Here is a 23,652-nt window from a genome sequence, read left to right as displayed (position 1 = left end):
ATCCGTGCCGTTCGGGTCTAGAACCAAGGAGGTAAACACGTGACGGTTGCCGTATCTCCGGATGGGCTTCCAGCACTGGTGCTGAATGCGGATTACCGTCCGCTCAGCTATTACCCCTTGTCGCTCTGGTCGTGGCAGGACGCCATCAAGGCGGTGTTCCTCGACCGGGTGAACATCGTCGCCGAATACGAGCATGCGGTGTCCTCGCCGACCTTCTCGATGAGGCTGCCGAGCGTGGTCAGCCTGAAGGCCTATGTGAAGCCGTCCAGGCACCCGGCCTTCACCCGCTTCAATGTGTTCCTGCGCGACCGCTTCCAGTGCCAATATTGCGGCACGCCCGACGACCTGACCTTCGACCACGTCATTCCCCGCCATCGCGGCGGTGCGACGACCTGGGAGAATGTCGTGGCCGCCTGTTCGCCCTGCAATCTGCGGAAAGGCGGCATGATGCCGGCACACGCCAAGATGTGGCCGCTGCAGAAGCCCTATCAGCCGACCGTGCATGATCTGCACAACAACGGCCGCCTGTTCCCGCCCAACCATCTGCACGAAAGCTGGATGGATTATCTCTATTGGGATGTCGAGTTGGAGCCATAGAGTCCGGCAGAAATCCGCCATTGCTGGCCGCCAGGCGCAGCTTTCCGCGCTGCCGGCCTTAGCCGACCGAAGCCCTTGTGGGTAGTTGCGGCAGTTAACGGCTACGGCCGGCGTAGGCCGGGGCTCACGCACCTAAGTAAGCTCCGCTCGTCGACTGCGTCGACCCCGAAATCCGCGCCATCCGACTTAGCCTGACGAATTTCTGGACGAACTCTGCGTCGCGCTGGTTCTGCTTCAGTCGCGAGCCAGCGCGCCACGGAAGGCGACGGCGGCGAGGATCAGGCTGGCGATGGCGTTCCAGCCGGCCAGCGACAGGCCCAGGATGCGCAAGGCCGCCTTGTCGCAGGAGGGCGGCACGAATTTGTCGAGCGCGTCGAGCACGCCCTTGCCGCCGGTGTCGACCGGGCCGGCACCCGCCGTGCAATCGGTCGGGCCGGCCCACCACTGCCATTCGACGCCGGAATGGTAGACGCCGAGATAGAGGCCGTAGAGCATCAGGAGGCCGCCAATGCCCAGCAGGCCGCGCGTCAGCCAGGCCGGCGCGCGCAGCATCGACGCAATCACCGCCAGCACCATCAGCGGCGCGCCGATGTAGTAGGGGGTGCGCTGCTCCAGGCAGAGATGGCAGGGGATGTAGCCGCCAATGTACTGGAAGCCGAGCGCCGAGCCGACGGTCGCGGCCATGGCGACGGCGAGAAACAGCGCGGTCCGCGTCCGCTGGCGTCCGGTGTCGGCATTCATGGTGGCTGTCATAGGGTTTTGTCCGTTGAGTTCGCCGGCTCACTTTTTGTCCATGTCGTTGTCCCAAAACCGCAGGGCACTTTTGGGCGACATGGACTAGAACGCGTATTTGAAGACGATATAGAGCAAAATCAGGGCAGCGGCCGCGGCGCCGGCGATCAGCCCGAGACGCTTTTCGATGAACTCGCGGATCGATTCGCCGTAGCGGCGCAGCAGCCAGGCCAACAGCAGGAAGCGCGCGCCGCGAGCGACGATGGCCGAGATGATGAAGATCAGCAAATTGACGTGCAGGGCGCCGGCAAGGATGGTGACGACCTTGATCGGGGGCAGGTGCGCGAGACCGGAAGTAACGAGCAGCACCAGCATCAGGCCGGTGCCGGAATTCTGCCAGCGCTCGAAGGTCTCCAGGCCGCCGAAATGCTCCAGGATCGGACGGGCGATGGTGTCGTAGGCGAAATAGCCGATCATCCAGCCGGCGATGCCGCCCAGCACCGAGGCGGCCGTGGCCGTCAGCGCATAGCGGTAGGCGCGGTCGGGGCGTGCCAACGCCATCGGCAGATAGAGCACATCGGCCGGCACGAAGAAAAACGAGCTTTCAATGAAGGCGATGATGGCAAGCCACCATTCCGCGGATTTCCTGGCCGCCAGCGACAAGGTCCAGTCGTACAGTCCGCGAAGCATCGGCACTCCTATGCGTATCGCCCAAACGGTGCGCAGCGGTTTCGGGGCAATGGCATGCTCAAAACAAAGACCCAAAGCGCGCCATCCATCCAGTGGGACGCCTCGCTTTGATGCGCCGCCTGTCTAGAAAGATTTTCCGCGCTGCACAATGGCAACACGGTCACGAAATCAAAAGGCGAAGATTGGTCGCATCTCGGCGATCCCGAGATTTGGCCAGTTGACGAACAGGCCTCCAACCGTATAGTCCGCGCCCATCCAGGCCGCCCGGCCTGAGCCCCTATGGCGGAATTGGTAGACGCGCTCGACTCAAAATCGAGTTCCGCAAGGAGTGCTGGTTCGATCCCGGCTAGGGGCACCATTCCATTTTTCAGTAACTGCCCATGTTGCTTGCCTGCCCGTGAGGCGGGCAAGCTCAGTCAGGCCACGGATGGGTTCGGCTGCGCCTGACGCAGCCGAGAGGATTTCGGCCGCAGGCTGGCCACAGCGCCAGCCTGCGCCCAGCCAATCCGCTCGGAGCGAGTGCTTGTAGCCGATCCCGATGTTCCATTTGTCGCCGGCGGCGCGCGCCACTACTTCGCGGCGTTGAGGGATCAGGACAGCTTACAGAGGCTGTCCGCAGACACAACAACCGTTGGAATGCCCTTCGGCCGATCGACCGTCTTGATCTCGTCGTGCCAGAATGCGTGTTTGAATATGATCGCGATGCCGATCAGCAGCGCGGCCCACGGGCCAGGGTGTGGCAATTTCGGGTTGGCACCGTTGCCGCCCAAGGGCAGGCCTACCGCCGTCTCAGCAAGCTCTTCATGCGGTTGCGCAGCAGTCGGGCCATGTTGCGGGTCTCGCGGTAGAGATGCAACTGCGAGGCGGCTTGCCGCGCCAGGCGGTCGGCATCCGGCGTCAGCCCGATCACCAGCGTGCCGATCGGCTTGCGCTCGGCCCACAGCCGGCTCATCACCGGGTGGTCCGGCACCGCGCAGGAATCGGTCATCATGATGTTGGGGTCGTCGAGATGTTGCCGGGTGACCTCGATCATCAGCAGCGTGCCCGGCGAATAGGCTGCCAGCGTCTCGTCATAGGCCGTCTTCCAGGTATAGGCGACGCCTGCTTCGACAAAGACGATCAGGCAGGCGATGGTGCGGCCGTCGAGCGTCAGCGAATGGATGCGGCACATGTCCTGCTCGGCGAGCCGGTGCACGGCCTCGCGGGCGAAGGCGGCGCGGAAGCGGTCGATCGCCATGGCGGTGCGCTCGCGGCCCTTCCAGCCGGACGCTTCCAGCGTCAGGAAGCTCTCGATGGCGTGACGAATCTCCTCGGGGCCGCGCGCCACCACATGCTCCAGCCTGCCGAGGTCGGCTAGGCGCCGCTTCAGGCGGCGGAATTCGCGGTAATGGTGCGAGCGCAGCGAAGCCTTGAGATAGTCGTCGCCATCGAGTTCGCTGTCCAGCACGGGGCGTTGGGTCTGGCCGGTGGTGACCAGCGTCAGGCCGCGCGTCTCGGCTACGGTGTCGAGCAGGCTAGCCACCGGACCGTCGAGCCTGAGGTCGGGCAGCACGAAGACCTTCGGCAGCTTGAGGTGCGGGCGCGACAGCATCGAGAAGAAATCCTCGACGACGCCGACCGGATCGTCGCGGTCGATCAGCGGCGTGCCGAGCGGACCGAACGGGCTCGACCAGGTGCGCATCACCGGAACGCCGAGCGGCACCACCGGACGCTCGACCGAGATCGGCACGAGGAGCCGCAGCCGGTTGCGGTATTCGTCCCCGTCGCGGATCACCGCAAGCCGCACCTCGCGATCCTCCAGCCGGGGCATGGCCGGCGCCAGGAAGCGCGGGTTGAAGAAGACGTTCGGCTCGATCGTGCGGGCGCAGAGATAGTCCAGTTCCTCGACCAGGTCGAAGCCGGCGGACGCCGGATAGATGGCAAGCTTGCGCTCCGGCCGGTTGTTGGCGAGGATTTCGATATGGGCGGGATCGGGATCGCGCGACAGCCCGGCAAGGCCGGACACCATGGCGCCGGCGGTGCCGCCGCTGGTTTCCTCGAGCAACGGGATGGCGGCCATCAGGCGGCTCCTTTGGCAGGCACGAAGATAGCCATGACGATGCCGAGCTTGCGCCACACCGTGAAGGACAGCGCGCCGGCCTCGAAGATCATGGCGAAGGCGGTGGCCATGGCGGCGCCCCACAGGCCGAACATCGGGATCAGCACCACGTTGAGGCCGATGTTGAAGGCAAGTGTCATGGCATAGACGGCGGCGCAGATGTTCTGGTTGCCGCTCATGGTGAGCAGGCTTTCGCAAGGGCCTACGGCGGCGCGCGCCACGACGCCGAAGACGAGCAGGAACAGCAGCGGATAGCCCGATGTGAATTCGGGCCCGAACAGCACCAGCATGGGCTTGCCCAGCAGCAGCACCAGCAGCGCCATCAGCAGCGAGGGCCAAAAGGTCCACGACACCGTCTCGCGGGCGAAGGCGGCAAGCTTTTCCGGCTCGCCATGGGTGAACTGCGCATAGCGCTGGGCGACGCCGGCCTTGACGGCGAAATAGACGAAATGCACCAGCGCCAGCGTCTTGACCGTGGCGAAATAGACGGCGACGTCGTTGGGATCCATATAGGCGCCGACCATCAGCACATCGGCATTGGTGAGCAGGAAGAAGAAGCTCTCGACCAGGAAGATCGGCAGCGAGACGATGAACCATTGCGCGAAATGCACCTTCATCGGCCCGGCCGGGATCTGCCTTTCCATGCGGTGCGTGACGCCGATCAGCTGTGCCAGCGTGGTGACATAGGTGGCGGCGATCGAGGCGAAGATCGCCGTCCTGGCATCGGCGGCGTAGCCGGCGAAAAGCATCAGCGCCATGAACAGCAGGATCAGCACCGGCCGTATCAGATAGGTCGGCGACAGGGCGAAAAGCGCCCAGCTGTTGGCCCTGGCCTGGCCCTGCAACAGGTCCGACAGCGCAATCATCGGCAGGCAGATGACGCCGAGGATGAAGGGAATCACATAGTAGTTTTCGATCCAGGGCGCCGCCAGCCAGACGCCGAGCGCGCCGAGCCCGGCGATGATGGTGGAGGCGATCAGCACGAACAGGCGGCTGGCCACGACGATGCCGCGCAGTTCGTCCAGCAGACCGCGTTCGCGGTATTCGGGGATGAAGCGGATGACCGAGGTGTGGAAGCCGAGGCAGGCGAGGTTGCCGACAATGACCATCGTCACCCAGACGAGCACGAAGATGCCGTATTCGAACGAACCCATCCAGCGCGCCATCAGCACCTGGCTGATGAAGGCGATGACGGCGCTGACGATGCGGATGGAGAAGGCGATGACCGACATGCGGCCGGCCTCGCCGCGCTCATCGGCGGTGAACAGCACGGCGTCGATGCGGCCAAGCAACGGCTCGACGCGCAGCGCCAAACGCTGCGGCAAGAACCGCCCGGCAGTCGTGGCCGCGGAAAAGCGCACCCCGATCTCTCTCCGTTTTCCGCCTCTTTTTCAGGCTTGGGTGTAGCGGAGACACATTAAGAAACGGTTGGGTGAGCTTCCTTCTCCCCGTTCACGGGGAGAAGGTGCCGGCAGGCGGATGAGGGGCGGCGCCGGCTTTCGAGAATTTTGCTGATACGGGAATGTCGGGGAGAATTGTCTACGGACGCAGCGGCATTACTGGGTCGGGCATGTCATCCCTCTCGATCGGGGACACATGACAATCGCAACCGTTAGCGCCGCCCCTCATCCGCCCTTCGGGCACCTTCTCCCCGTATAGTGACGGGGAGAAGGAAAGAGCGCGTCCTTACGCAAACGCGCCGTGGCAGTGCTTGTATTTCTTGCCGGAGCCGCAGGGGCAGGCTTCGTTGCGGCCGACCTTGCCCCAGGTTGCCTGGTTGTTGGGATCGCGGTCTTCGGGGGCGACGACGGCGTTCTGCTCCTGGCGCACCAGGAGGGCGGTTTCGCCGCCTTCGAAATCGTTCTCGCCGGTGGTGCCGTCAATATGCGTGCCGAACATGTCGGGCGCTTCCGGCGGCGGGGCTTCGGCGGCCTGGCGGACCAGTTCGACGCGCATGAGCTGCGCGGTGACGGCCTGGCGCAGATTGCCGAGCATCGCCTGGAACAGCTCGAACGCCTCGCCCTTGTATTCCTGCAGCGGATCGCGCTGCGCGTAGCCGCGAAAGCCGACGACCGAACGCAGATGGTCGAGGTTGACGATGTGCTCGCGCCACAGATGGTCGAGCGTCTGCAGCACGACGGAGCGCTCGACATAGTTCATCACTTCGGGGCCGAAGCGCTCGGAGCGCTCCTTGGCGGCAGCGTCGGCGGCGGCGGTGATGCGTTCGCGGATGTCGTCCTCGGCGATGCCTTCTTCCTTGGCCCACTCCTCGACCGGCAGGTCGAGATTGAGGAATTCTGCGACCTCGGCCTTCAGGCCGGCGACATCCCACTGCTCGGCATAGGCGTTTTCGGGAATGGCCTTGGCGACGATCTCGTCGATGACGCCTTCGCGCATCTCGGCAATGGTTTCCGACAGGCCTTCGCCGTCCATCAGCTCGATGCGCTGCTCGAACACCACCTTGCGCTGGTCGTTGGAGACGTCGTCATATTTCAGCAGGTTCTTGCGGATGTCGAAGTTGCGCGCCTCGACCTTCTTCTGCGCCTTTTCCAGCGCCTTGTTGATCCAGGGATGGATGATCGCCTCGTCTTCCTTGAGGCCGAGCTTCTGCAGCATGCCGTCCATGCGCTCGGAACCGAAGATGCGCATCAGGTCGTCCTGCAGCGACAGGAAGAATTTCGAACGGCCCGGGTCGCCCTGGCGGCCGGAACGGCCGCGCAACTGGTTGTCGATGCGGCGCGATTCATGGCGCTCGGTGGCGAGCACGTAGAGGCCGCCGGCGGCCAGCGCCTTTTCCTTCAGGCGCTCGACGTCGGCAATGATTTCCTTTTCGCGCGCCTCGCGCTCGGGGCCCTCAGGCATGTCGCCGAGTTCGTCGGCGATGCGCATCTCGGCATTGCCGCCGAGCTTGATGTCGGTGCCGCGGCCGGCCATGTTGGTGGCGATGGTTATGGCGCCGGGCTTGCCGGCCTGGGCGACGATGGCCGCTTCACGCTCGTGGTGGCGGGCGTTCAGCACCTCGAAATCCTTGAAGCCTTCCTTGCGCAGGCGGTCAGCCAGCTGCTCGGACTTCTCGATCGAAGTCGTGCCGACCAGCGTCGGCTGGCCCTTGGCGCTGGCTTCGCGGATCTCCTTGACGATCGCCTTGTACTTCTCCTCGACCGTCCGGTAGACCTCGTCGTCCTCGTCCTTGCGGATGACCGGCAGATTGGTCGGGATCTCGGTGACTTCGAGACCGTAGATGTTGCCGAATTCCTCGGCCTCGGTCAGCGCCGTGCCGGTCATGCCGGACAGCTTCTTGTAGAGGCGGAAGTAGTTCTGGAAGGTGACGGAGGCGAGCGTCTGGTTCTCCGGCTGGATCGCCACATGCTCCTTGGCTTCGAGCGCCTGGTGCAGGCCTTCCGAATAGCGGCGGCCGGGCATCATGCGGCCGGTGAACTCGTCGATGATGACGATCTCGCCGTTGCGCACGATGTAGTCCTTATCGCGCTGGAACAGCCGGTGCGCCTTCAGCGCGTTGTTCACGTGGTGGACGATGGCGACGTTCTCGACGTCATAGAGCGACTCGCCCTTCAACAGGTCGGCATCGCGCAGCATATTCTCCAGCTTCTCGGTGCCTTCCTCGGTGAAGATCGAGGTCTTCTGCTTCTCGTCGATCTCATAATCCTGCGGCTGCAGCTGGATGATGAAGGTGTCGATGGTGTTGTACATTTCCGAGCGGTCCTCGAGCGGACCGGAAATGATCAGCGGCGTGCGCGCCTCGTCGACCAGGATGGAATCGACTTCGTCGACGATCGCGTAATTGTGGCCGCGCTGCACCATCTGGGCGCGCTCGTACTTCATGTTGTCGCGCAGATAGTCGAAGCCGAGTTCGTTGTTGGTGGCGTAGGTGACGTCGGCGGCGTAGGCGGTGCTGCGTTCCTCGTCCGACAGGCCGTGGACGATGACGCCGACCGAGAGGCCGAGGAATTTGTAGACGCGACCCATCCATTCGGAGTCGCGCGTGGCCAGATAGTCGTTGACGGTGACGACGTGGACGCCCTTGCCGGCCAGTGCGTTGAGATAGACCGGCAGCGTCGCGACCAGGGTCTTGCCCTCACCGGTGCGCATCTCGGCGATGCCACCATTGTGCAGGACCATGCCGCCGATCAGCTGGACGTCGAAGGGGCGCATGCCGAGCACGCGGCGTGCCGCCTCGCGCGCGGTGGCGAAGGCCGGGACCAGCAGGTCGTCAAGGCTGGCGCCATTGGCGATATCCTGGCGGAATTTTTCCGTGCGCCCCGCGAGTTCGGCGTCGGACAGCGCCCGCATCTCGTTTTCCATGGCGTTGATCGCCTCGACACGGGGCCGGGTCGATTTGACCCGACGGTCGTTGGAGGAACCGAAAACCTTACGGGCGAGACCGCCGAGACTGACCATCCAATGGTCCTTTCGATAGAATTCTCAATCTTGAGACGGGCGCCGGCCGGCCCCATCAAATCCGCGTGATCGCACCGCCTGAATACGGGCAAACACAAAAAGCGCCCGGAAAACGGTTCTGGACGCAAAGTCGTTGGACAGATAAGAGGGGGCTCAACTGATGTCAACGCCGCGCTGGCCCTGCCGGTCGCGCCAAATTCCGCCACAATCTGGCTGATCTGGAAGCCAACCCTCCTTACAATCCTTCACCGGAGTCATCCTTATGCCCTTGTTGTTCCGCCGTGCGTCGCTCGCCAGCCTTGGTCTGGCCTTCGGCCTGTCGGCTCTTTGCCTGTCGCCTGTGATGGCGCAGGAGGCCGCTCCTGCTGCTCCGGCCGATGCCGCCACGGCACCGGCTGCTGCACCGGTCGACCCGAACGCCGTGGTCGCCACGGTCAACGGCCAGCCCTTGACCGAAGCCGATCTGGTGCTTGCCGAAGGCGAGCTTTCGCAGCAATTCGCGCAGCTGCCGCCCGAGCAGCGCCGCGCCGCTGCCCTTTCGGCGGCCATCGAAATCCGCGTCATGGCCGCCAAGGCCGTTACCGACGGCCTCGACAAGGATCCCGACTTCCAGCGCCGCATGGCCTTCCTGCAGCAGCGCGCGCTGCATGGCGAGATGGTCGAGAAGGGCGTCGTCGACAAGGTCACCGACGCCGAGATCCGCGCCCGTTACGACCAGGAAATCGCCAACACGCCGCCGGTCAACGAAGTGCATGCCCGTCACATCCTCGTGAAGACGAAGGAAGAGGCCGAGGCGATCATCAAGCAGCTCGACGGTGGCGCCGATTTCCAGAAGCTCGCCAACGAGCACACCAGCGATCCCTCGGGCAAGTCCAATGGCGGCGACCTCGGCTGGTTCGGACCTGGCCAGATGGTGCCGGAGTTCGACAAGGCGGCTTTCGCGCTCGAGGTCGGCAAATACACCAAGGAGCCGGTGCAGTCGCAGTTCGGCTGGCACGTCATCAAGCTCGAGGACAAGCGCGCCAAGCAGCCGCCGGCCTTCGACGACGTCAAGGACCAGGCCAAGCAGGCGGTCATCCGTGACAAGTATTTCGCGCTGGTCAAGTCGCTGCGCGCCGGCGCCAAGGTCGATATCCCCGACGCCAAGCTGAAGCAGGCCGTCGATACGATGGAAGCCGGCAAGTAAGCCTGAACGATCTTTCAAAAAGGGCGCGGAAGCCTAGGGTTGCCGCGCCCTTTTTGTTGGCCGCCATTATCGGGCTGATGCCGCTATGCCGTGCAGGAGATAGCGGACCATCTTGCGTATCGTCGCCTCGGCCTCGTCGAGCCGGTTGGTCAGGAGATGCCGCCAGGCGTAGGAAGCGACGAGATCGGCGACCACACCCGGATCGATATCGCCGGCGATCTCGCCGCGTGCCTTGGCGCGCTCGACGATCTGGCCGGTGTGGGTGCGGCGCGCTCCGGCATAGCCGGCAAGGGCGGCGGCCGCGGTTTCATCCGACTGCGCCTCGGCGATCAGCGATTTGAAAACACTGCCCGACGATGTCTCGCGCCAATGCGTGAACAGATTGATCAGGAAGCCGACGAGATCCTCCTCCAGGCTCCCGGTATCGGGAATGTCGACGCGCTTCTGGCGCTGGTACACTTCGAGCAGCAGCGCCGCCTTGCTCGGCCACCAGCGATAAATGGTCGGCTTGCCGGCACGGGCGCGCCGCGCCACCGCCTCGATCGAGAAGCCGGCATAGCCGGCCTCGATCAGCACGGCTTCGGCAGCCTCCAGAATGGCTTCGGCGCTGTCGGGATTGCGCCTGGCGCCAATCGATTTGCGTGCCGGATCGGCGATTTCGCCCATTGGCCGTTCCTCCTGAAGCGGTTTCTCGTGTAAAACGACAACCGCCGGCAACTGTTTGCCTTTTGCGGACTAAATGAAGCCATTTGGCCGCAAAATGCGCCGCTGCCAAGCGATGCTCTCACATCGAGATGCTCACGCATCGAGACGTTCATACATCATCGCTTGACGAAACGGAACGGTTCGTTCTATTCAACGAAACGTTTCGTTCCGATGGGTATCGTCATGTCCACAATTATCGCATTCGGCTCCGCACCCGCTGAGACGACGATTTCGAGTTGGATGACCTTCTTGCTGGCCGCCGCCTGCGGGCTGATCGTTGCCAATATCTACTATGCACAGCCATTGATCGGCCCGATCGGCGCTGAACTTGGCCTCCCGCCGCATGCGGCGGGCCTGATCGTCACGATGGCGCAGATCGGCTACGGGGTGGGCCTGCTGTTCATCGTGCCTCTCGGCGACCTCATGGAGAACCGCAGGCTCGTGCTTGGGATACTGGCCGTCGCGACGCTGGCCTTGCTGGGCGCGGCGATTTCAACGCAACCGGCGGCCTTTCTTGCCGCGATGCTGTTTGTCGGCCTCGGCTCGGTCGCGGTGCAGGCGCTTATCCCCTATGCGGCACACCTGGCGCCAGAGGCGAGGCGCGGCCGCGTGGTCGGCAATGTTTCGGTCGGATTGCTGCTGGGCATCATGCTGTCTCGGCCGTTTTCCAGCTTCATCACGGCGCTGTCGTCCTGGCATGTGGTCTACTTCACCTCTTGCGCCGTCATGATCCTGCTGATCGGGGTGCTGCGGTTCGCGCTGCCCAGGCGCGTACCGACGGCGCGTCTGGGCTATGGCGCGCTGTTGGCGTCCATGGTGCATATTGCGCGCACGACGCCGGTGCTGCGGCGGCGGGCCCTCTACCAGGCCTTCCTGTTCGCGGCCTTCAGCCTGTTCTGGACGACGACGCCGCTGCTTTTGGCCGGACCCGATTTCGGCCTGACGCAGGGCGGCATCGGCCTGTTCGCGTTGGCCGGCGTCGCCGGCGCAATCGCCGCGCCGCTCGCCGGAAGGGTTGCCGACTGCGGATGGAGCCGCCCGGCAACCGCCTTTGCCATGCTGTGCGTCGCCGTCGCGTTTCTCATGACCCACATCGCCAGCAGCGGTTCGACGCTTTCGCTGGCGATGCTGGTCGCCGCGGCAATCGTGCTCGACTTCGGCGTGCAGACCAACCTGGTCCTCGGCTATCGCGACCTGTTCGCGCTCGGCGCCGCACATCGCAGCCGCCTGAACGGGCTCTACATGGCGACGTTCTTCATCGCCGGCGCACTGGGCTCGGCCGTCGGCGGCTGGGCTTATGCGCAAGACGGCTGGCCGCTGGTGTCCTGGATCGGCCTGGCGCTGCCGGTCGCGGCACTGCTCTGCTTCGCCACCGAATTCATGCCGCGCCAGAGCGCGTGAATTCGCGCCCCGGATCAGGCCATCATTGCATGGCTTGCGAGGTTTCGGATTCGATGCGCCATCCGTCCTCGGCCTTGACCAGCCCGAGCGTGACGCGCGCCTTGCCTGTCAGCCGAGCCGCCGACTTGTCCTTGGGCACATAGTCGTAGCGCATGGCAAAGACGGCCTCAGTACGGTCCTCGCCATGCGGCGTGATCTCCAGGCTGCCTGGTTCCAGGCCGAGCGACCACGAAGCCCATTGCGCGAACCAGTCAGTCTTGACCTTGACGATGGCATCGGCGTCGTAGCGCGTGCCGAAAATGGTGGCCGACGGGCCGTAGATCCGCTTGACCGTTTCAGCCATCGTCCTGGTGTCGGGCGTCAGATAGTCGCGGCGCAGGAATTGTTCGATCGAGGCCTTGTCGTCGCCCACCGAGCGCTCCAGCGCCGCGACCTGCGAGGCTGGTGCTGGCTCAGCCGCCGGCTTGGGCTCCGGGGCAGGCCCATCGCCCGGGACGAATTCGAAGCGTTCGAGCAGCGAGCCCTGTTCCCAGGGGCGCTGGCCTTCGCGGGTCTGCGAAACCACGTCGCGACGCACCGCGATCATCATGTCGTTGATGCTCTGGCCGGGCTCGGCGATGTGCCGCAACAGGGCTGATGCAAAGGGCGAGTTGCGTCCGGTGCCGTCCATGGCGACCGCGCCCGGCGCCGTCGAAAAGGCGATGAAGGAGCCGCGCGTCGAATCGAACTGCGCCAGACCGGCGAGCGCCGTCGCCGAGCGCGTGGTCGCGGTGCGGCTCAGGCTGCGGGCAAACGGGTTGTTGCGGCAGGCATCGAGAAACACCAGGCTGACCTTGGTCTGCTGTTCCATGATGTCGAGGACTTCATCGATCGGCACGGCTTCGAGCCGCAGTTTCACCGGCATGTCGAGCCTGGCGTCGACCGGGACAATGTAGTTGCGCCCGTCGACCTGCAGGCCGTGACCGGCATAGTAGAACAGCCCGACGCCCGCGCCTTGGAGCGCATCGGAGAATTCGCCGATGCTGCGTTCGAGCTCGCGCTTGCCGAGATCGTTGCCTTCGATGACCTCGAAACCGATGGAACGCAGCTTGTCGGCGATGTCGAGGGCGTCGTTGACCGGATTGGCCAGCGTGCCGGCCTCGGCATAGGTGCCATTGCCAATGACGAGCGCCACGCGCCGCGCCGGCTCAGCGTCGGCGCTCAGCAGCAGAAGTCCCAGAAATGCCCAAGCGAGGATCGCAAGCCTGCCCATGGGTCGCGATCATAGCGCCACAGGCCCCGGCGACGCCAACAGATTTGAAATGCAAGCTTAATCCGGCGTGGTTCGTCGCCCCGGCAGGCGCGGCGAAAACGCCCTTGCGCCGGCGCGCCGTATCGGGCAAACCGGCCTTCCCCTTGCGATTTTCCCGCCCGAGGTCCCCATGTCCACGACGATTTCGCCGCTTGCGCCGAAGAAATACCCCAAAATGCCTGTCATTGAAGGGGTGCGCATCGCCACCGCCGAAGCCGGGATTAAGTACAAGAACCGCACCGACCTGCTGGCCATGGTCTTCGATGCCGGCACCGCGGTCGCCGGCGTGTTCACCAAGTCGAAATGCCCCTCGGCGCCGGTCGATTTCTGCCGCCAGAACCTTGCCGCCGGCAAGGCGCGGGTGCTGGTCGTCAATTCCGGCAATGCCAACGCCTTCACCGGCAGGAAGGGCCGCGAATCCACCGCGCTGACCGGCGAGGCGGCGGCCAAGGCGGCCGGCTGCACGCCAAGTGAGGTTTTCCTGGCCTCGACCGGTGTCATCGGCGAGCCGCTCGACACGACCAAATTCAGCCATCTGCTTTCCGGACTGGTCAGCGACGGCAAGCCCGACCTGTGGACCGAGGCGGCGAAGGCCATCATGACCACGGACACCTATCCGAAGGTGGCGACGCAGACGGTCAAGCTCGGCGACACCGATGTCACCATCAACGGCATCTCGAAGGGCGCCGGCATGATCGCGCCCGACATGGCGACGATGCTGTCCTTCATCGCCACCGACGCGCCGATCGCGGCCCCCGTGCTGCAGGACCTGCTGTCGCGCGGCACGGCCAAGACCTTCAACGCTGTGACCGTCGACAGCGACACCTCGACCAGCGACACGCTGCTGATCTTTGCCACCGGCAAGGCCGCCAAGCGCGGCGCGCCCGAGATCACAGACCCCAAGGATGCCCGGCTCGGCCAGTTCCGCCGGGCGCTCGGCAAGGTGCTGAAGTCGCTGGCGCTGCAAGTGGTGCGCGACGGCGAGGGCGCCCGCAAGCAGGTTGAAGTCACCGTCACCGGCGCGAAATCGGCCCGCTCGGCCAAGCGCATCGCGCTGTCGATCGCCAATTCGCCGCTGGTCAAGACGGCGGTCGCAGGCGAGGACGCCAATTGGGGCCGTGTGGTCATGGCCGTCGGCAAGGCCGGCGAACCCGCCGACCGCGACCGGTTGTCGATTTGGTTCGGCGACAACCGGCTGGCGCATGAGGGCGAGCGCGACCCGGCCTATTCGGAAGAAAAGACATCGGCGTATATGAAGCGCGACGATATCCGCATCCGCGCCGATATCGGCATCGGCCGCGGCAAGGCGACGGTGTGGACCTGCGACCTCACCAAGGAATATGTCGCCATCAACGGCGATTATCGGAGCTGACGGTTTTGGCTTCCAGGCATCCGGCAAGCATGCTCGCGATCGTGCGCCGCTACGAGGCGGCCGGCTTTCGCGCCTGGCCGGCGGCCGCCGTCCATTATGACGGCACCTGGGTGGTGCGGCTCACCGCCGGCCATCCGGCCAAGCGGCTGAACTCGGTCAACCCGCTCGATCCCGGCGATATCCAGCACATAGCCGACCGCATCGGCCGCGCCAGCCGTCGCTTCGACGCCTATGGCAGGCCGCTGACCTTCCGCATGTCGCCGCTGTCGGGTCCTGATCTCGCCAGCCATCTCGACAGAGAGGGCTGGAGCCGGTTCGACGAATCGCTGGTCATGCGGCTGCCGCTGGCCGACGCGCAACTCGATGCCGCCATGGACCAGATTCCGCTGAAGGACATCAGCCGCTTCATCGGCGCGTCGCTCAAGGTCAGCGGCTCGGACGTATCGCTGCGGCCCGGCTTGTCGGAGATCATCGGCGCCATCCAGCCCGAGGCCGGGCTGTTCGCACTGGAAGATGGAGCTGAGGCGCTGGCGACGCTGATCTGCGTGCATGACGGCGATCTCGCCGGCCTGTTCGAAGTCGCCACCGATAAGGCGGCGCGCAACAAGGGCCATGGCCGCAACCTGATCCGGTCGGCGCTGAAATGGGCGCGGCTGCGCGGCGCGCGGGAAGCCTGGCTGCAGGTCGAGGCCGGCAATGTGCCGGCGCTGGCGCTCTATCGCTCGCTCGGCTTCGAGGAAGTCTATCGCTACCATTATCGCCGGCCGCCTGGTCATGAGTGACGTTGGGCATGAATGATCTGGCCAACACCGGCAAGCGCCTGCTCCTGGTCGCGGCTTGCGCGCTGGTCGACACCGACGGCCGCGTGCTGCTGGCGCAACGGCCCGAGGGCAGGCAGCTTGCCGGCCTGTGGGAATTTCCCGGCGGCAAGGTCGAGCCCGGCGAGACGCCGGAACAATGCATCATCCGCGAATTGCATGAAGAGATCGGCATCGAGACCGAGATCCCTTGCCTGGCGCCGCTCACCTTCGCCAGCCATTCCTATGACGATTTCCATCTGCTGATGCCGCTGTTCGTCTGCCGCCGCTTCCGCGGCATCGCCCAGCCCCGGGAAGGGCAGGCGCTGAAATGGGTGCGGCCGAAGCAGATGCGCGACTATCCGATGCCGCCGGCCGACGCGCCGCTGATCCCGTTCCTGATCGATCTGCTCTGAGAAGTGGGCCACGGCCCATATCAGTCGGCGTTAATGGAAGATTTATCTCATCATGAAAAATTGATGCATGGCCGTGTCGTCGCGGCTTGGCTGGGGAGCGATAGGATGAGCCTGGACAGGGATTGGGATTCGATCCGGCCCGACCGCGGCTTTCGCGCCGCCGATGCGGGCATGGGCATCCTGCGCGTGACGCTGCTGTTCGGCTCGGCCGCGGTGGCGCTGGCGTTGATCGCGACCCCTTTCCTCGACAGCCAGACGCGCTCGCAATCGGCGCGCGATGATTTTCCCGGCGGTCTCGACATGACTGCCACCGGCTCGATCAGCCATCGCAGCACCTATACGGTGCGCCGCAGCGTGCTGCAGGCGCAGCCCGGTTCGGTCTGCATCATCGACTCCAACGGCAGGACCAGCGGCGACTGCTGACCCGGATGACGTGGCGGTTTCACCGCCTGTTAAGGCTTTGCCGTTAACCTTTCTTAACAGGTCGGCAGTAAGGTCCTTGCAAGGGGATCGAGGTGATGAAAACAGTGCTGCTGCATTTTCTGAAGGATGAGACCGGCGCTACGGCGGTCGAATACGCCTTGATTATCTGTGTGCTGTCATTGACCATCGTCGGCGGTATCAGCCAGGTCTTCAACTCTATCACCTGGCTGTTCAGCAACAACAGCAGCCGGCTAGCGAACGCCTTCGCAAACTGATTTCGATCTGTCCGCGCCTGCGGACAGGCTAATGCCCTTCAGGCCCTTCCAATATCGTCTTGAGCGAGACCTTGGCTGAACCCGGTTTCAGTGGTTTCTGCTGCGATGCATCGGGCGCCCAGCCGGACATCCAGACCATCGAGAAGCTTGCGCGAATCCGGCCGTCGGGGTCTGAAAACCGCTCGGCATAGATTTCCGCGGCACGAGCAAACAGCTTGCGCGACCCCGGCCGCCGGCTGCGGTCGGTAAGTGCGCTGGTCTCGCCCATGGCGCGCAGATCGGCCATCAAGGCGAACAAATTGGCATAGCGCACCGTCACGGTTTCGACATCGGCGACCGGCAAGGCAAGACCGGCGCGTTGCAAAAGCGCACCGGCATCGCGCACGTCGGTGAAAGGGATGACGCGCGGGCTGGCGCCGCCGTAAAGCTCGGTCTCGGCCGCAAGCAGGCTTTCACGCAACTCACCGAGCGTGCCCACACCGGCGAAGGCGCCGAGAAACAGCCCGTCCGGCCGCAGCGCGCGGCGGATCTGGATCAGCATGCCGGGAATGTCGTTCATCGCCTGGAGCGACAGAAGCGACACTGCCAGATCGAGGCTTTGCGGCTCGAAGGGCACGGTTTCCAGCGGTGCGACCAGGCCGGCGGCCCCCGTCAGGAAAACCGCGTCCGTCTCGACGCGGACGATCTCGGCCACCTTGCCGCTTTCCGCGAGCACATCGGTCGCGGCCGGCGTCTGGCAAAACAGCACCGCCGCCTTGCCGAACCGGCGCTCGACGGCCCCCAGCCGGTCGGCAAGATCCTCGGCGGCGCGGTTCATCAGGAAATCGGCACCGTCGACCGGGTGGCTGAGTGCGCGCCGCTTGTGCGCCAGCCACAAAGAGGTATCCATAATAGGCTGCAACGGGCGGATCCTTGTTTGTCCACGCCCTGATATACTTGGTACACTCGGTGCGGAGAACCAACCACGTGGCCGATCCGATGCCAGAGATCAAGTCTGTTCGGATCAGGAACCTCGCCCGATCGGCCCTCGGCTGGCCGGCGCGCATGCTGTTTCCGCCGGTCTGTGCGGGTTGCCGCCGGCATGTCTCGCAGCCCGGCGTGCTGTGCGGCGCCTGCTGGCCGAAGCTGCGGCTCCTGGAGCGGCCCTGGTGCCCGGTGATGGGCACGCCGTTCACCCACCATATGGGCGAGGGTTTTCTGTCGGCCGAGGCGATCGCCGATCCGCCGCCCTTCGAGCGGGCGCGAGCAGCCGTCGCCTATTCCGGCGTCGCCCGCCAGATGGTGCAAGGGCTGAAATACCAGGATCGCACCGATCTGGCGCCTTGGATGGGGCGCTGGATGGTGCGCGCGGGTGCTGATCTCATCGCCGATGCCGATGTGGTGGTGCCGGTGCCGCTGCACTGGCGGCGTTTCTTCCGGCGGCGCTTCAACCAATCGGCAGAACTGGCGCGTGCGGTTAGCGAGCTCAGCGGCCTGTCTTTCGCACCCTCCGCCATGCGGCGCGTGAAACTCACCCGCCAGCAGGTGGGGCTGGAGCGGCAGGAGCGCGAGGAGAATGTGCGGGCCGCCTTTGGCGTGCCGGCCGAGGCGGAGATCGAGATCGCCGGCCGCAGGGTGCTTCTGATCGATGATGTCTACACCACGGGCGCCACCGTGCGTTCGGCCAGCAAGGCGCTGAAAAGGGGCGGCGCGTCCGCCGTCGACGTGCTGACCTTCGCGCGTGTGTTGCCGGGGGACTTCCGGGCGGACGAGTCCGTGACTATATAAGTCGGCAACCAAAGCGGAATTCGTCATGGTCGATGTCACGATCTACACACGCATGATGTGCGGCTATTGCACGGCGGCCAAGCGGCTGCTGGAGCGCAAGGGCGTCGCCTATACCGAGCATGATGCTTCCTTTTCGCCGGAACTGCGCCAGGAGATGATCTCTCGCGCGCACGGTCGTACGACCTTTCCGCAGATTTTCATCGGCGACACGCATGTCGGCGGCAGCGACGATCTCCATGAGCTGGAGGCCGAAGGCCGGCTGGACAGGCTGCTCGCCAACGGCGCGACGATTTGAGGGTTTGATGATGGGTGTTTTCAAGGCTGCGGCGGTCCAGATGCGCTCGGGCGAAAGCCCCGAGCGCAATGCGGTCGATCTCGAACGGCTGGTGCGTGAAGCGGCCGGGCAGGGCGCGACCTACATCCAAACGCCGGAAATGACCGGGGCGCTCATCCGCGACAAGGAAGCGCGTGCAGCCTCCTTCACCTCCGAGGACAAGGACATCATCGTCGCGACCGCGCGCCGACTGGCGCGCGAACTCGGCGTCTTCCTGCATATCGGCTCGACCGCCATCCTGCGCGCCGACGGCAAGCTCGCCAACCGGGCGCTGCTGTTCGGCCCGGACGGTGCTGTGCTCGCCACCTATGACAAGATCCACATGTTCGACGTCGATCTCGACAATGGCGAGAGCTGGCGCGAATCCGCTGCCTATGAGCCGGGCGTCGAGGCCGTCGTCACCGAGATCGAAGGCGCCAGGCTGGGCTTTGCGGTGTGCTACGACCTGCGGTTCCCGCAGCTGTTCCGCGCCGAGGCGCTGGCCGGCGCCGATGTCTTGACCGTGCCCGCCGCCTTCACCCGCCAGACCGGCGAGGCGCACTGGCATGTGCTGCTGAGGGCGCGCGCCATCGAGAACGGTGCCTATGTCGTCGCCGCCGCGCAAGGCGGCCTGCATGAGGACGGCCGCGAAACCTATGGCCATTCGCTGATCGTCGATCCCTGGGGCCGTATCATTGCCGAAGCCGCGCATGACGAGCCGGCCGTGATCGTCGCCGAGATCGACCCGGCGCAGTCGCTTGCAGCGCGCAAGAAGATCCCCAATTTGAAGAATGCGCGGGATTTCACCATCAATGCCGGCGCGGTGGACGCGCCGCTCCTGCGGGGTGCCGCCTCTTGATCCGCTTTTCCCTGATCTGCGAGAACGAGCACGAGTTCGAGGGCTGGTTCCGCAGCAATGACGATTTCGACACCCAGAAGAAGCGCGGCTTTGTCGATTGCCCGAGCTGCGGCTCGCACAAGGTAGAAAAGGCCCTGATGGCGCCCGCCGTTTCGACGGCCCGCAAGCAGGAAACCATAGCGCTCGCCATGGGGGAGGCGCAGAAGCAGGCCCTGGCGCAACTGAAGGCGATGGCCGAGAAAGTGCGCGAGAATGCCGACTATGTCGGCGACAAGTTCGCCGAGGAAGCGCGGAAAATCCACTTCGGTGAAACCGATGCGCGCGGGATCTACGGCGAGGCGACGCTCGAGGAGGCCAAGAGCCTGGCCGAGGACGGCGTCGATTTCATGCCGATCCCGAGCTTTCCGGACGACCGCAACTGAGCGGTCAGCTCAGGCTGCCGATCAATTTCTCAAGCAGCTGCGAGAGCATTTCCCGTTCCGTTGGCGTCAGGCCGGCGAGAATCTCATGCTCGTTGGCGACATGGGCGGTGACAGCCTCGTCGATCAAGGCGAGGCCCTTTTCAGTCAGCTGCACCACAATGCCGCGCCGGTCATTGGGATGTGGACCGCGCAGGATCAATTCGGCCTTTTCCAGCCGATCGAGCCGGTTGGTCATGGCGCCCGATGTCACCATGGTCGCTTCGTAGAGAGCGGTCGGCGTCAGCACGTAAGGCGAGCCCGAGCGGCGCAGCGTTGCCAGAACGTCGAATTCGCCGGCCTGCAATCCGAAACTGGCAAACAGCGGGGCGAGGCGGTCGCGGGCGATCAGTGACGAGGCTTCGTTCAGCCGTCCGAGCACGCCCATGGGCGAGACGTCAAGATCCGGCCGCTCCCGCTTCCACTGCTCGATCGCCCGCGCTGCCCTATCCACTATCTCACCATTAAATATCTTGACGTTAAGAATCTTTCCATTATCTTACCGCATGATGCAATGCCGGCCAAGAGCCGCACGACAGGGTTCGACCATGAAATATCTTTGGGAATCGGCGCTCGGCCTGCTGGTCGTCACCGGCGGCCTGCTCGGCCTGACGCTGCCCTTCGGCAAGCTCGCCACGGCGGCCGGCGTGCCGGCCATGGTCTGGGCCTTCGTCATCTCGGTCGGCGCCGGCGGCGTGCTTTTGTGCGTGCTTTTGGCTCGCGGTCAGCCTATCCGGCTCACCGCGCACAAGCTGCGCTATTTCTTCGTCACGGCAGCCGTGTCCTATGCCGTCCCCAATCTCTTGATGTTCTCGGCCATACCGCATCTGGGCGCCGGCTATACCGGCATCATGTTCACGCTGTCGCCTGTCGTCACGCTGGTGTTCTCGATCCTGCTGCGCGTCCGGCGCCCCAACATGCTGGGCATATCAGGCATCGCTGTCGGCTTCTTCGGCGCCGTCATGGTGGCGGTGACGCGCGGCGAGGCCGGCCAGCCGGCTGATCTGTTCTGGGTGGCGGTGGGCTTGCTCATCCCGGTCAGTCTCGCCGCCGGCAATATCTACCGCACCGTCGACTGGCCGGAAGGCACCGGCCCGATCGAGCTTGCGGTCGGCAGCCATCTGGCGTCGGCCACGCTGCTGCTCGCCGGCATTCTCGCACTGTTCGGTCTCAAGGCCTTCGCGCCGCTCGGAGGCGTACCGCTGGTCGTCGTCGCGCAGGTCGCATCCGCGTCGGCGATGTTCGCCTTCTTCTTCCGGCTGCAGGCTGTCGGCGGCCCGGTCTATCTCAGCCAGATCGGCTATGTGGCGGCCGCGGTCGGCCTGTTTGCCGGCACGATCTTCCTTGGCGAGCACTATCGACTGCTGACCTGGGCCGGCGCCGTCATCATCACCGCCGGCGTCTTCATCACCACCAAGGCGCAGAGTCAGGCCGTCGCGAAGCCGCAGCCTGCTTGAACGTCGTCAAAGTTTTCCGCCGCCGTCGGCGTCGCCGCCGGGCTCCGGCCTGGGATGCCGGCGACGGTGCGTGGCGGCGGCCCGCGCCGCCTGCTCGTAGATGCCGGTCATCAGTTCGAGCGTGCGCGCGACATCCCCGAGCTTGTCGGCCATTTCAGGAATACGCGTCACGGCGTCGATCAGCAGAACGGAGCGGATGTCGGCATAGCGCTCGGTCACGCGATGCCCGAGCGGCGTTACTTCGTAGGTGACGCCCGACCGGCCGCTGCCGGTGCGGGTGATCAAGCCGCCCTTCAGCAATTTGCGCAGGCTGTACTGGATGTTGGGGATGTCGTCGCGGTTGGTCATCTGGGCAAGATCGCGCACGCTTTTCGGGCGATCGTTCATGCGGATGATGTGCAGCAGCGCGTTCTCGGGTCCGCTGGCGGAGAACTCGATCACCGTGGCGAGGCATTCAGCCTGCCAATGGCCGAATGCCTCGTAGGCGCGCATCAGCGCGTATTCGACTTCGGTGACGTCGATCTCCAGCGGCGTGCGCGCCAGATGCCAGCCGCGATCCAGCAATTCGGCCTGTGTTTCCAGAGATTTGCGCCGTTCGTTCATCTGTCTGTCCCCTGCCAGAAGCATGCGCTGATCCCGGTGATTGCGTCCACATGAATTTATGATAGACTTTCTATCATAAATTATAAGAAAAAATGAGGAGAACACCACAATGAGCATGCTCGACAAGACCGCGCCTCGGGCGCAGCCCTTCTTTCTAGGCACTTTCGCGTCCAATTGTTCCGGCGGCATGACCGTCACCAAGGTTCCCGAGCGCTGGGCCAGTTCCTGGGACAACAATCTGCGCCTGGCGCGTCTGCTCGACGAGGCCGGCATCGACTTCATGCTGCCGATCGCGCGCTGGATCGGTTATGGCGGCGAGACGAACTTCCACGGCAATGTGCTGGAGACGATCACCTGGGCGGCCGGGCTTCTGGCGCTCACCCGCAACATCACGGTTTTCGCCACCACCCATACGGCGGCCAACCATCCGGTGGTCGTCGCCAAGCAGTTGGCGACCATCGACCAGATCAGCCGCGGCCGCATCGGCCTCAACATCGTCGCCGGCTGGAACAAACCGGAATATGAAGCGCTTGGGCTGACACTGCCCGACGACCATGTCACGCGATACGGTTATGCCCAGGAATGGTTCGATATCGTCCAGGCGCTGTGGCAGCGCACGGAAGCCTTCGACCGGGACGGCACCTGGTTCACGCTCAAGAATGTGCTTGGCGATCCGCGGCCGTCTTCACGGCTGCCGATCCTCAACGCCGCCGGTTCGGAAGAGGGCCGCAAATTCGCGATCCGCAACGCCGATTTCCTGTTCACGCCGGCAATCGATCTGGCGCGCTCCAAGGACGAGATCATTGCGCTGAAGGAGCAGGCGAGAGCCGCCGGCAGCGATGTCGACGTGCTGACCTTCGCCCATGTCGTCTGCCGGCCGACCGAAAAGGAAGCCACGGACTATCTCGAACATTTCGGCCGCGCCAACGCCGACTGGGCGGCGGTCGACAATCTGGTGCGGCTGCAGTTCGCCCATGCGCAGTCGTTCCCGCATGATCTCCTGGCGCTCATTCGCGACCGCATGGCGGCCGGCCATGGCGGCTTCCCGCTCACCGGCACGCCCGAGCAGGTCGCCGATGGGATCACCGCGTTGCACGCGGCAGGTTTTCGCGGCTCGACGCTGTCCTTCGTCGATTATGTCGAGGAGTTCCCCTATTTCCGCGACACCGTGCTACCCATTCTCGAAGAGAGAGGCATCCGCATCGCGCCGGCCGCGATGCAGTCGGCGGCTTAGCAAGGAAGCGAAGAGGCAATGTCCATGACAGAAGGTCCGGTCAGCGTCACCGACTTCCGCGCCGCCATGCGGCTCATCGTCGGCAATGTCAGCGTCATCACCGCCGGCGTCGGCGACGACCGTTCCGGCCTTGTCGTCATTTCGGTGGTCTCGCTGTCGGCCGAGCCGCCCAAGGTGATTGCTTGCGTCAACCGGTCGTCATCGACCTGGCCGGTTATCGAGCGCTACCGGCATTTCGGCGTCAATTCGCTGGGGCCCCAGCATCAAGCCGTGGCGGAGCGTTTCTCCGGCTTCGGCGGCATCAAGGGCAAGGATCGCTATGAAGGCGCCGAGTGGACGACGCTGAAGACCGGAGCCGCGCTGCTTTCCGACGCCGTTGCCGCCTTCGACTGCAGCCTCGACGAGATGATCGACCGCGGCACGCATTCCATCGTTATCGGCTCGGTCGAGGCGGTTCGCACCCGCGATGCCGGCCAGGCGCTGATCTACTGGCGGGGCGGCTATCGGCCCCTCGACGCGTAGGATGTATCGATATTCAGGTGAGGCCGGTCTGCAAACG

26 protein-coding genes and 1 tRNA gene are annotated in these 23,652 nt (G+C 64.7%); 16 read left to right on the top strand and 11 right to left on the bottom strand.

Annotated elements, in window-relative coordinates; all coding sequences use genetic code 11:
- Positions 1 to 39: 39 nt before the first annotated feature.
- Positions 40 to 597: an HNH endonuclease gene (locus tag AC1DPX_RS29235; RefSeq protein WP_202357731.1), complete on the top strand. Its 558-nt coding sequence runs from the start codon at positions 40 to 42 to the stop codon at positions 595 to 597.
- Positions 598 to 831: 234 nt separating this feature from the next.
- Here AC1DPX_RS29235 and AC1DPX_RS29230 read toward each other — a convergent pair whose 3' ends face one another.
- Together AC1DPX_RS29230 and AC1DPX_RS29225 are read right to left on the bottom strand one after the other, a co-directional pair.
- A complete protein-coding gene (locus tag AC1DPX_RS29230) occupies positions 832 to 1,350 on the bottom strand; it encodes a disulfide bond formation protein B (protein WP_095772290.1) in 519 nt (172 codons plus the stop codon).
- Between the two features lie 84 nt (positions 1,351 to 1,434).
- The gene (locus AC1DPX_RS29225) at positions 1,435 to 2,019 is read right to left on the bottom strand and encodes a YqaA family protein (RefSeq protein WP_202357732.1); all 585 of its coding nucleotides are present in this window, start codon (positions 2,017 to 2,019) and stop codon (positions 1,435 to 1,437) included.
- Positions 2,020 to 2,292: 273 nt separating this feature from the next.
- Between AC1DPX_RS29225 and AC1DPX_RS29220 the strand changes: the two genes are divergently transcribed.
- Positions 2,293 to 2,377 (top strand) — tRNA-Leu (locus AC1DPX_RS29220).
- A gap of 232 nt (positions 2,378 to 2,609) precedes the next feature.
- Here AC1DPX_RS29220 and AC1DPX_RS29215 read toward each other — a convergent pair.
- From AC1DPX_RS29215 to secA, 4 genes are all read right to left on the bottom strand, one after another.
- A complete protein-coding gene (locus AC1DPX_RS29215) occupies positions 2,610 to 2,789 on the bottom strand; it encodes a hypothetical protein (protein ID WP_202357733.1) in 180 nt (59 codons plus the stop codon).
- An 8-nt stretch (positions 2,790 to 2,797) separates the two neighbouring features.
- Positions 2,798 to 4,078, bottom strand: a complete 1,281-nt coding sequence (locus AC1DPX_RS29210) for a GNAT family N-acetyltransferase (RefSeq protein WP_477241029.1) — start codon at positions 4,076 to 4,078, stop codon at positions 2,798 to 2,800.
- Entirely contained in the window at positions 4,078 to 5,478 is a 1,401-nt protein-coding gene (locus AC1DPX_RS29205; protein WP_477241027.1) for a lipopolysaccharide biosynthesis protein, read from the bottom strand. Before AC1DPX_RS29205 ends, AC1DPX_RS29210 begins: the two co-directional genes overlap by 1 nt.
- Before the next feature lie 325 nt (positions 5,479 to 5,803).
- Complete coding sequence (gene secA / locus AC1DPX_RS29200; RefSeq protein ID WP_477241025.1) at positions 5,804 to 8,536, bottom strand: preprotein translocase subunit SecA; 2,733 nt, start codon at positions 8,534 to 8,536, stop codon at positions 5,804 to 5,806.
- 262 nt (positions 8,537 to 8,798) lie between these two features.
- On the opposite strand from secA, the gene AC1DPX_RS29195 reads away from it, so the two are divergent.
- Entirely contained in the window at positions 8,799 to 9,722 is a 924-nt protein-coding gene (locus AC1DPX_RS29195) for a peptidylprolyl isomerase (RefSeq protein WP_477241023.1), read from the top strand.
- 66 nt (positions 9,723 to 9,788) lie between these two features.
- Here the strand turns inward: AC1DPX_RS29195 and AC1DPX_RS29190 are convergent, their stop codons facing one another.
- Positions 9,789 to 10,388 (bottom strand): TetR/AcrR family transcriptional regulator, encoded by a 600-nt coding sequence (locus AC1DPX_RS29190; RefSeq protein WP_477241021.1) that lies wholly within the window; start codon positions 10,386 to 10,388, stop codon positions 9,789 to 9,791.
- Positions 10,389 to 10,610: 222 nt separating this feature from the next.
- Between AC1DPX_RS29190 and AC1DPX_RS29185 the strand changes: the two genes are divergently transcribed.
- Positions 10,611 to 11,828 carry an MFS transporter gene (locus tag AC1DPX_RS29185; protein ID WP_477241019.1) on the top strand — a complete coding sequence of 406 codons (1,218 nt, stop codon included), beginning with the start codon at positions 10,611 to 10,613 and terminating at the stop codon, positions 11,826 to 11,828.
- Positions 11,829 to 11,850: 22 nt separating this feature from the next.
- Here AC1DPX_RS29185 and AC1DPX_RS29180 read toward each other — a convergent pair whose 3' ends face one another.
- A complete protein-coding gene (locus AC1DPX_RS29180; RefSeq protein WP_477241017.1) occupies positions 11,851 to 13,080 on the bottom strand; it encodes a caspase family protein in 1,230 nt (409 codons plus the stop codon).
- A gap of 169 nt (positions 13,081 to 13,249) precedes the next feature.
- On the opposite strand from AC1DPX_RS29180, the gene argJ reads away from it, so the two are divergent.
- From argJ to AC1DPX_RS29155, 5 genes are all read left to right on the top strand, one after another.
- Positions 13,250 to 14,491, top strand: coding sequence for a bifunctional glutamate N-acetyltransferase/amino-acid acetyltransferase ArgJ (gene argJ, locus AC1DPX_RS29175; RefSeq protein WP_202357741.1), 1,242 nt, complete (start codon positions 13,250 to 13,252; stop codon positions 14,489 to 14,491).
- A 29-nt stretch (positions 14,492 to 14,520) separates the two neighbouring features.
- Positions 14,521 to 15,273 (top strand): GNAT family N-acetyltransferase, encoded by a 753-nt coding sequence (locus tag AC1DPX_RS29170; RefSeq protein ID WP_202357742.1) that lies wholly within the window; start codon positions 14,521 to 14,523, stop codon positions 15,271 to 15,273.
- 8 nt (positions 15,274 to 15,281) lie between these two features.
- Entirely contained in the window at positions 15,282 to 15,704 is a 423-nt protein-coding gene (locus tag AC1DPX_RS29165; protein WP_477241015.1) for a (deoxy)nucleoside triphosphate pyrophosphohydrolase, read from the top strand.
- A 105-nt stretch (positions 15,705 to 15,809) separates the two neighbouring features.
- Positions 15,810 to 16,127, top strand: coding sequence for a hypothetical protein (locus tag AC1DPX_RS29160; RefSeq protein ID WP_477241013.1), 318 nt, complete (start codon positions 15,810 to 15,812; stop codon positions 16,125 to 16,127).
- Between the two features lie 95 nt (positions 16,128 to 16,222).
- Positions 16,223 to 16,402 carry a Flp family type IVb pilin gene (locus tag AC1DPX_RS29155; RefSeq protein WP_202357745.1) on the top strand — a complete coding sequence of 60 codons (180 nt, stop codon included), beginning with the start codon at positions 16,223 to 16,225 and terminating at the stop codon, positions 16,400 to 16,402.
- 28 nt (positions 16,403 to 16,430) lie between these two features.
- Here the strand turns inward: AC1DPX_RS29155 and AC1DPX_RS29150 are convergent, their stop codons facing one another.
- Positions 16,431 to 17,303, bottom strand: a complete 873-nt coding sequence (locus AC1DPX_RS29150; protein WP_477241011.1) for a methyltransferase domain-containing protein — start codon at positions 17,301 to 17,303, stop codon at positions 16,431 to 16,433.
- A gap of 65 nt (positions 17,304 to 17,368) precedes the next feature.
- Between AC1DPX_RS29150 and AC1DPX_RS29145 the strand changes: the two genes are divergently transcribed.
- The 4 genes from AC1DPX_RS29145 to AC1DPX_RS29130 are packed head-to-tail and all read left to right on the top strand — an operon-like array spanning position 17,369 to position 19,763.
- Positions 17,369 to 18,169 carry a ComF family protein gene (locus AC1DPX_RS29145; protein ID WP_477241009.1) on the top strand — a complete coding sequence of 267 codons (801 nt, stop codon included), beginning with the start codon at positions 17,369 to 17,371 and terminating at the stop codon, positions 18,167 to 18,169.
- 25 nt (positions 18,170 to 18,194) lie between these two features.
- Entirely contained in the window at positions 18,195 to 18,464 is a 270-nt protein-coding gene (gene grxC, locus AC1DPX_RS29140; protein ID WP_202357748.1) for a glutaredoxin 3, read from the top strand.
- 10 nt (positions 18,465 to 18,474) lie between these two features.
- Entirely contained in the window at positions 18,475 to 19,341 is an 867-nt protein-coding gene (locus AC1DPX_RS29135; RefSeq protein ID WP_477241302.1) for a carbon-nitrogen hydrolase family protein, read from the top strand.
- Positions 19,338 to 19,763, top strand: a complete 426-nt coding sequence (locus AC1DPX_RS29130) for a DUF1178 family protein (RefSeq protein ID WP_202357749.1) — start codon at positions 19,338 to 19,340, stop codon at positions 19,761 to 19,763. Before AC1DPX_RS29135 ends, AC1DPX_RS29130 begins: the two co-directional genes overlap by 4 nt.
- A 4-nt stretch (positions 19,764 to 19,767) precedes the next feature.
- Here AC1DPX_RS29130 and AC1DPX_RS29125 read toward each other — a convergent pair whose 3' ends face one another.
- Positions 19,768 to 20,253, bottom strand: a complete 486-nt coding sequence (locus AC1DPX_RS29125; protein WP_202357750.1) for a MarR family winged helix-turn-helix transcriptional regulator — start codon at positions 20,251 to 20,253, stop codon at positions 19,768 to 19,770.
- Between the two features lie 94 nt (positions 20,254 to 20,347).
- Here AC1DPX_RS29125 and AC1DPX_RS29120 point away from each other — a divergent pair, with 94 nt between their 5' ends.
- Positions 20,348 to 21,256 carry a DMT family transporter gene (locus AC1DPX_RS29120; protein WP_477241007.1) on the top strand — a complete coding sequence of 303 codons (909 nt, stop codon included), beginning with the start codon at positions 20,348 to 20,350 and terminating at the stop codon, positions 21,254 to 21,256.
- A gap of 6 nt (positions 21,257 to 21,262) precedes the next feature.
- Here AC1DPX_RS29120 and AC1DPX_RS29115 read toward each other — a convergent pair whose 3' ends face one another.
- Positions 21,263 to 21,859 carry a winged helix DNA-binding protein gene (locus AC1DPX_RS29115; protein WP_244730709.1) on the bottom strand — a complete coding sequence of 199 codons (597 nt, stop codon included), beginning with the start codon at positions 21,857 to 21,859 and terminating at the stop codon, positions 21,263 to 21,265.
- 109 nt (positions 21,860 to 21,968) lie between these two features.
- On the opposite strand from AC1DPX_RS29115, the gene AC1DPX_RS29110 reads away from it, so the two are divergent.
- Positions 21,969 to 23,093, top strand: a complete 1,125-nt coding sequence (locus tag AC1DPX_RS29110) for an LLM class flavin-dependent oxidoreductase (RefSeq protein ID WP_477241005.1) — start codon at positions 21,969 to 21,971, stop codon at positions 23,091 to 23,093.
- 18 nt (positions 23,094 to 23,111) lie between these two features.
- Positions 23,112 to 23,615 (top strand): flavin reductase family protein, encoded by a 504-nt coding sequence (locus AC1DPX_RS29105; protein WP_477241003.1) that lies wholly within the window; start codon positions 23,112 to 23,114, stop codon positions 23,613 to 23,615.
- Positions 23,616 to 23,652 lie beyond the last annotated feature (37 nt).

This window comes from Mesorhizobium sp. 01N446 (assembly GCF_056399285.1).
Note: the sequence above shows the minus strand (reverse complement) of the source record. Positions and strands in the feature narration are given on the sequence as shown.